We start from the raw sequence: 6439 nt of genomic DNA on the forward strand, positions 1-6439 counted from the left end.
GAATCGGAACGGGGAGTGCCACCATCGCCCCGGAGCCCTCCGGACCGCCGGACCCGTCAGGTGACCGCCGCCTGCGCCGGGCGCCGTAGTTCCTCCAGGGCCGCCGCCACCGCCGGGCGGGCGTGCCCGCCGGTCCGGGTGCAGGTCAGGAGCTTGCGATGGGGGTTGCCCGTGCAGCGGACCCGGGTGATCGGCAGATGCGGGGTCAGATGGGCCAGGCGCGGGATGAGGGCGACGCCGAGCCGATGGGCCACGAGGTGGGCGCAGACGTTCCAGTCAAGGGCGTGATGGACGACTTCTGGGGTGAACCCGGCCGCACCGCAGGCGGAGAGGACGTGCGGTCGGCAGGGACTGGCCTCCACGGGCGCGATCCACGCCTCCCGCGCCGCCTCGGCCAGATCGACCCGGGCCCGCCCCGCCAGCCGGTGCCCCTCGGGCACGACCAGGTCGAACGGGTCGTCGAGCAGCGGCTGCTGGTCGAAGCGCGTGTCGCTCAACGGCGGGTTGCGCGGGGTCGCTTCGACGATCGCCAGGTCGGTGTCCCCCTCGAAGAGCAGGTCGAAACTCTCCGGAACGCCCGCCTCGGTGATCCGGACGGACAGCCGCGGATGCCGCTCCCCCAGCCGGGCCGCCATCGGCGCCAGCAGCACCGACACGGCCACCGGAAATCCGGTCACCCGCAGCACCCCCGAGGGTGCCCCGTGGTCCGCCCGTAGATCCAGTTCGGCCTGGTCCCAGCGGGCCTGGATGGCGTCGGCGTGCGCGAGGAGGCTCTCGGCGGCCGGAGTGAGACGCACCCCGCGCCCCTGTGGCTCCAGCAGGTCGACGCCCAGGTCCCGGGCGAGTTGCCGGACCTGCTGGGAGGCGGCTGAGGGTGTGAAGTGCAGGGCCCGGGCGGCCGCGGTGACCGTGCCGTAATGGGCGACCGCCCTCAGGACGTGCAGCCTGCGCAGGTCAATCATGAAGGCCAGGCTTCACAGTGGAGTCCACAAAGTCAACCTGGACGTGCATGGAATCTCGGACGCACCCTTGCTGTGTCGCGACGGCCAATCAGCCACGACGTACGAGGAGCCAGCCATGACCAGCACCGACGCCGCCGCCTGCCCGCACTGCGGCTGGCCGGACGGAGGCGAGCCGTTCCGTGTGCTGTCCCGGCACACCACCGCGACGGGCCTCACGGTGTGGACGCGCTGCGGATGCGGCTCGCTGCAGGTCCGGATCGCCGACGGCCGCGGGACGCGCGTCGTCTCGCGCAGCGGGCCGGCGGCCACGAGTGCCGCGAGCCGTTGAGCGCGGCTCCGGCCCCCGCCGGCGGGACACGGGCGCCCCGCTCTCACTCGCACGGCGCAGCGGGGAGCGCCTGCTCGGTCCAGATGACCTTGCCGGTCGTCGTGTAGCGGGTGCCCCACCGCTGGGCGATCTGGGCCACGATGAGCAGCCCCCGGCCTCCCTCGTCGGTGGTCCGGGCGTGGCGCAGGCGGGGAGAGGTGCTGGCCCCGTCGGAGACCTCGCACATCAGGGCGCGGTCCCGGATCAGGCGCAGCCCGACCGGGCCGGTCGCATGGCGGATGGCGTTGGTGACCAGTTCGCTGACGATGAGCTCCGTGGTGAAGGCCAGGTCGGGCAGAGCCCACGCCTCCAGCTGCTCGCCGACGAGGCCGCGCGCGCGTGCGACCGCGGCCGGATCGCGGGGCAGGTTCCAGGAGACGACCTGGTCCGGGGCGAGGGCCCTGGTGCGGGCCAGGAGCAGGGCCACGTCGTCGGACGGCGGGCCCGTCAGGAGGGCGTCGACCGCGCCCAGGCCGATTTCCCGCAGGTCGTCGGAGCCGCGCACCGCGAGGGCCTCGCTCAGCCGGGAGAGCCCCGCGTCGACGTCCCGGTCGTAGGTCTCGATGAGGCCGTCCGTGAAGAGGGCGAGGAGGGTACCCTCGGCCAGCTCCACCTCGGCGGACTCGAAGGGCAGGTAGCCGAGCCCGAGGGGCGGCCCGGCGGGCAGGCCGAGGATCTCGGCGCGGCCGTCCGGCCGGACGATCATGGGCGGGAGATGACCGGCGCGGGCCAGCGTGCAGGCTCTGGCGACCGGGTCGTACACGGCGTACAGGCAGGTGGCCCCGAGGAAGGCGGCGCCCGCGCTCTCGTCGCCCGCCGTCGCCGGCTCCTTGCTGTCGTAGGCCCCCAGATGACCGATGACGAGGTCGTCGAGATGCGCCAGCAGTTCGGCCGGGGGGAGGTCCAGATCGGCGAGCGTGCGGACCGCGGTGCGCAGCCGCCCCATGGTGGCCGCCGCGTTTATGCCGTGGCCGACGACGTCCCCCACGACCAGCGCGACCCTGGCTCCGGAAAGGGGGATCACGTCGAACCAGTCGCCGCCCACGCCGCTCGGCGCGTCCGCGGGCAGGTACCAGGAGGCGACCTCCAGGGCGGATCCGCCCTGGAGGTCCTGCGGCAGCAGGTAGCGCTGCATGGAACGGGCCGCGGCGCGCTCGCGGGTGAAGCGGCGCGCGTTGTCGACGCACACGGCCGCACGGGAGACGAGCTCCTCGGCCAGACGCACGTCGTCGTCCTCGAAGAGGCCCGTGCGGGCGGTACGGGCGAACGTCGCCACTCCCAGTGTGACGCCGCGCGCCCGCACCGGAACCACGATCAGCGAGCGGAAGCCGAAGTCGCGCAGGGACCGGCCCAGTGACTCGTCCTCGGTGACCCAGGCGCTGTGGGAGAGGTCCAGGACCTTCTCCACCCGGGTCCGGCTCTCCAGCAGGCTCCGGGTGACCGGCGACAGCGGGGCGCGCCGGACGGCCTCCCCCACGGCCAGGGTCGCCTCCGGACAGCCCTCGCGCACCGACTGCTGGCCGGCGCGGCGGATGACGGGCGTCAGGTCCACTGGTCCGGGGGCGGGCTCCTCGCCCCTCATGACCGAGTCCAGCAGGTCGACGGCGACGAACTCGGCGACGGCGGGCACCGCCTCGTCCGCCAGTTCCTGCGCGGTCCGCGTCACCTCCAGCGTGCTGCCGATGCGGGTGCCCGCGTCGTTCAGCAGTGCCAGGCGTTCCTGGGCCCGCCAGCGCTCGGTGACATCGACGACGAGGTAGGAGATTCCCACGAGCCGGCCCTTGCGGTCCTTCATGCCGAAGAAGGAGACGGAGCATGCGCGGATCCGGTCGGGCTCGGTCCGGCCCGGGCCCCGGTACTCGTAGTCCAGCACCGGCTCCCCGGTCGCGAGGACCTTGCGCATCTGCTCCTCGAAGGCCTCGGCCTGCGGCCCCGCCAGCACGTCCCGCACCTGCCGCCCCAGTCGCTCTTCGATGGGGACGAGGCGGTCCAGCGACTCGTTCACCCAGACGTAGCGCAGGTCGGTGTCCAGGACGGCCATGCCGACGGGCGCGTGGCTGAGAAGAGCGGTGTTCGTCAACTGGCTCACCGCGCCACCCGGCATACGCCAGAAGGCCCGCTTCGGCGGCCTGCCGACGAACCGGCCGAAGACCAGTGCGGCGGCCGTGGCGACGAGGACGCCCGGGACCATCTCGTAGATGCCCGACTCCAGGGGCCCGAGCAGGGGATTGATGTGGCCCCAGAACAGCACCGTGGCCGCGCCCGACACGATTCCGGCCATGGCCCCCGCCCAGGTCATACGCGGCCAGTACAGCGAGAGGAGGACCACCGGCCCGAAGGCCGCTCCGAAGCCCGCCCAGGCGTGGGAGACGATGTCGAGCAGGCCGCCGCCCCTGAGCGCGATCACGAACGCCACGAGGATCACCAGCACGACGGCGGCGCGACCCACCCGCACGAGCACTTTGTCCCCGGCCCGCCGGTGGAGGAACGCGCGGTAGAAGTCCTCGGTGAGGGCGGTGGACGACACGAGAAGCTGGCTGTCCGCGGTCGAGATGATGGCCGCCAGGACGGCGATCAGCATCAGACCGGCGACCCAGGGGGTGAAGAGGGTCTCCGCGAGGGTGATGTACACCGTGTCCGGGCGGCCGAGCGGCGTTCGGATCCGCCCGATCCCCACCAGGCCGACGAGTGTGGCGCCGGCGAGCACGACACCGGCCCAGGCCGTTCCGATACGGCGGGCCGCGGGGATGGCGCGGGTGCTGCGGATGCCCATGAAGCGGGCGAGGATGTGGGGCTGACCGAAGTAGCCGAGGCCCCAGGCGAGCAGCGAGACCGTCGCCACGGCACCGAGGGACCCGTGGTCCGACCACCGGCCGTCCGCGTAGCCCACTCTGGTCCCCAGGTCGAGCAGCCCCGGGGAGGTGCTCTTGAGGGTGTCGCCCAGAGCGCCGAAGCCGCCGAGCACCGCGACGCCGGTCAGCGGGATCACGAGCAGGGCGAGGAACATCAGGGTGGCCTGCATCACGTGCGTCAGGCTCACCGCGAGGAACCCGCCCAGGCACGCGTAGACGCCGATGACCAGGGCGGTCAGGGTCACTCCGACACCGAACCGGACGTCGAAGACCTGCTCGAACAGCAACCCGCCGGCTACGAAGCCGCTGGCCACGTAGACCGTGAAGAACGCCAGGGTCACGGCGGCGGACACCAGCCGGAGCATCCGGGTGCGGTCCTCGAACCGCTCCTCCAGGTAGGCGGACAGGCTCACGGCGTTGTCGGCCCGCTCGGTGTAGGTGCGCAGCCGGGGCGCGACGAACAGCCAGTTGAGGTAGGTGCCGATCACCAGGCCGACGGCGATCCAGCCGGCGCCGACACCGGCCGCGTAGACCGCTCCGGGCAGCGCGAGGAGCAGCCAGCCGGACATGTCACTGGCCCCAGCGGACAGTGCGGCGACGGGTGCGCTGAGCCTGCGGCCGCCCAGGGCGAAGTCGGTGAAGGTGTGAGTGCGGGTGTAGGCCCAGACACCGGTTCCGATCATGGCCGCCACGTACACGAGGAACGTGGTCACGGTCTCCGCACTCAGATCGATCATATGGTCCTCGCCTGCGAGGTTCCTGCAACGGGCGCGGCCGGCGGCGCGCCTGGTGTCGGTGTGTCCTCCCGTCCCCTCCCCTCGATACCCCCTCGGGTACAAATGTACCGATCCGAGGCATAGAGGGGTGACCAGTCGGAGGAGGCGGAGCCCAGGCGCGGTGACCCGTGAGGGGCATTCGTACGTGAAGTGGGTGGTGACCGGGGTCCGGTGGGTGCGGTGGTGGGCGGCGGTCACGTCCGGGCCGAAACGCAGCACGGCCCCTCGACCCGGCTGGGGGGCGTCGGGATCGCGGGGCCCGGCTCCTGCACCGCCTGCCCACCCGTGGCCTCGTCCGGTCGGGCCTGCTCAATCCTGTGGCCGGCGAGCACGGTGGCGCTGTACTCCGTGTCCTCCGGGCCGGGCCCGTCGCCCGGGATCAAGGCGGACAGGGGAGCGGCGCCCTCAGGAAAAGGTCCGAGCACTTCGGTCAGCCCCCCGGCGGGGTCCAGCACCTGGTTCCGCTCATCGGCGGGGTCCAGCACCTTAGTCCGCTCGTCCAGGGAATCCGGCACCTCGGTCCGTTCGTCGGTCGGCGCGGGTGTGCGGTGGTCGTCGTGGACGGTCATCTCAGGTCGCATCCCCTGGTCAGGGGGCTGCTGCGAGGCGCCGCCGCCCGCGGCGGCCGGGATTGTGGTGGCCTGCACCGTCCAGTGGCAGCCGAGGTTCTGGAAGGTGTGGCCGACGGTGAGCGTGTACTGGATGGCACCGCCGCGCTCGAAGGTCTGGGACGCTCTGTCCGGCCGCCCCGCCGTGTTGCCGTGTGCTGATCACTTGCATCGCCCCACGGCGGCCGCTCCCCCGCGGCCGTCACGCACTCGCCGGCCGCGTGGCCGGAAGGAGGCGCGATGCGTGCCCGGACCGTGACAGAGACCGCGCTCGCGCCGGACGGTCGCCGGAGGCGCATCCGCGGCGGGCCAGGCCCGGGTCCCGTCCTCCGCGGCGGGTGCCGGTCAGGACCGGGTCCCGTTCCCCTGTGGGCCGGGGACGCCGAGCAGAAGCAGTGTCACGTCGTCGTCAGAGGCGTCCGCGTCCGCGATCAGGGTCTTGATCAGGCAGTCCGCCGCACGGTCGAGGGTGCCGGGGTCGTCCACCCGGGCACCCTTGAGCGCCACGTCGACGGTGTGGGTCAGGACGTCGACCTGGGCCTCGATGTCCGTGCCGGGCCTCTCCACCAGCCCGTCCGTGTAGAGCACGAGGGCACTGCCCGGCGGCAGCGGCAGGGTCGCTTCCTCGAAGGGCACCACGTACGCCGCGTCGTTGACGCCCAGCGGCACGCCGACCGGTGCCCCCAGCCGGCAGGCGGGCCCGTCGGGCGGCAGGGCGATGACGGGCAGGTGCCCCGCCGAGCACAGAGTGATTTCGTCCCTGTCCTGGTCCAGGACCAGGTAGACGACGGTGACCAGTTGGCCCGCCAGGTCGCCGCAACCCGCTGATCGCGGACCTGCTGCTGAAGCTGGCCCTCGACGTCAACGCGCTGCC

General features: G+C 72.9%; 5 protein-coding genes. 1 reads left to right on the forward strand and 4 read right to left on the reverse strand.

Annotated elements, in window-relative coordinates; all coding sequences use genetic code 11:
• Positions 1-56: 56 nt before the first annotated feature.
• Positions 57-962, reverse strand: a complete 906-nt coding sequence (locus ABZ281_RS32350) for a LysR family transcriptional regulator (protein ID WP_356661284.1) — start codon at positions 960-962, stop codon at positions 57-59.
• Between the two features lie 115 nt (positions 963-1077).
• Here ABZ281_RS32350 and ABZ281_RS32355 point away from each other — a divergent pair, with 115 nt between their 5' ends.
• Positions 1078-1290, forward strand: a complete 213-nt coding sequence (locus ABZ281_RS32355) for a hypothetical protein (RefSeq protein WP_356661286.1) — start codon at positions 1078-1080, stop codon at positions 1288-1290.
• A 43-nt stretch (positions 1291-1333) separates the two neighbouring features.
• Here ABZ281_RS32355 and putP read toward each other — a convergent pair whose 3' ends face one another.
• From putP to ABZ281_RS32370, 3 genes are all read right to left on the reverse strand, one after another.
• Positions 1334-4918, reverse strand: a complete 3585-nt coding sequence (gene putP, locus ABZ281_RS32360; RefSeq protein WP_356661288.1) for a sodium/proline symporter PutP — start codon at positions 4916-4918, stop codon at positions 1334-1336.
• A 233-nt stretch (positions 4919-5151) separates the two neighbouring features.
• Complete coding sequence (locus ABZ281_RS32365; protein ID WP_356661290.1) at positions 5152-5604, reverse strand: hypothetical protein; 453 nt, start codon at positions 5602-5604, stop codon at positions 5152-5154.
• A gap of 306 nt (positions 5605-5910) precedes the next feature.
• A complete protein-coding gene (locus tag ABZ281_RS32370; RefSeq protein WP_356661292.1) occupies positions 5911-6375 on the reverse strand; it encodes a SpoIIE family protein phosphatase in 465 nt (154 codons plus the stop codon).
• Positions 6376-6439: the final 64 nt, after the last annotated feature.

It is taken from the genome of Streptomyces sp. NPDC006265, assembly GCF_040613555.1.
GTDB lineage: Bacteria > Actinomycetota > Actinomycetes > Streptomycetales > Streptomycetaceae > Streptomyces.

What these genes read in the sequence shown, in the direction of transcription:
- ABZ281_RS32350 (WP_356661284.1), bottom strand. Translation starts at nt 962, where the DNA reads ATGATTGACCTGCGCAGGCTGCACGTCCTGAGGGCGGTCGCCCATTAC.
- ABZ281_RS32355 (WP_356661286.1), top strand. Translation starts at nt 1,078, where the DNA reads ATGACCAGCACCGACGCCGCCGCCTGCCCGCACTGCGGCTGGCCGGAC.
- putP (WP_356661288.1), bottom strand. Translation starts at nt 4,918, where the DNA reads ATGATCGATCTGAGTGCGGAGACCGTGACCACGTTCCTCGTGTACGTG.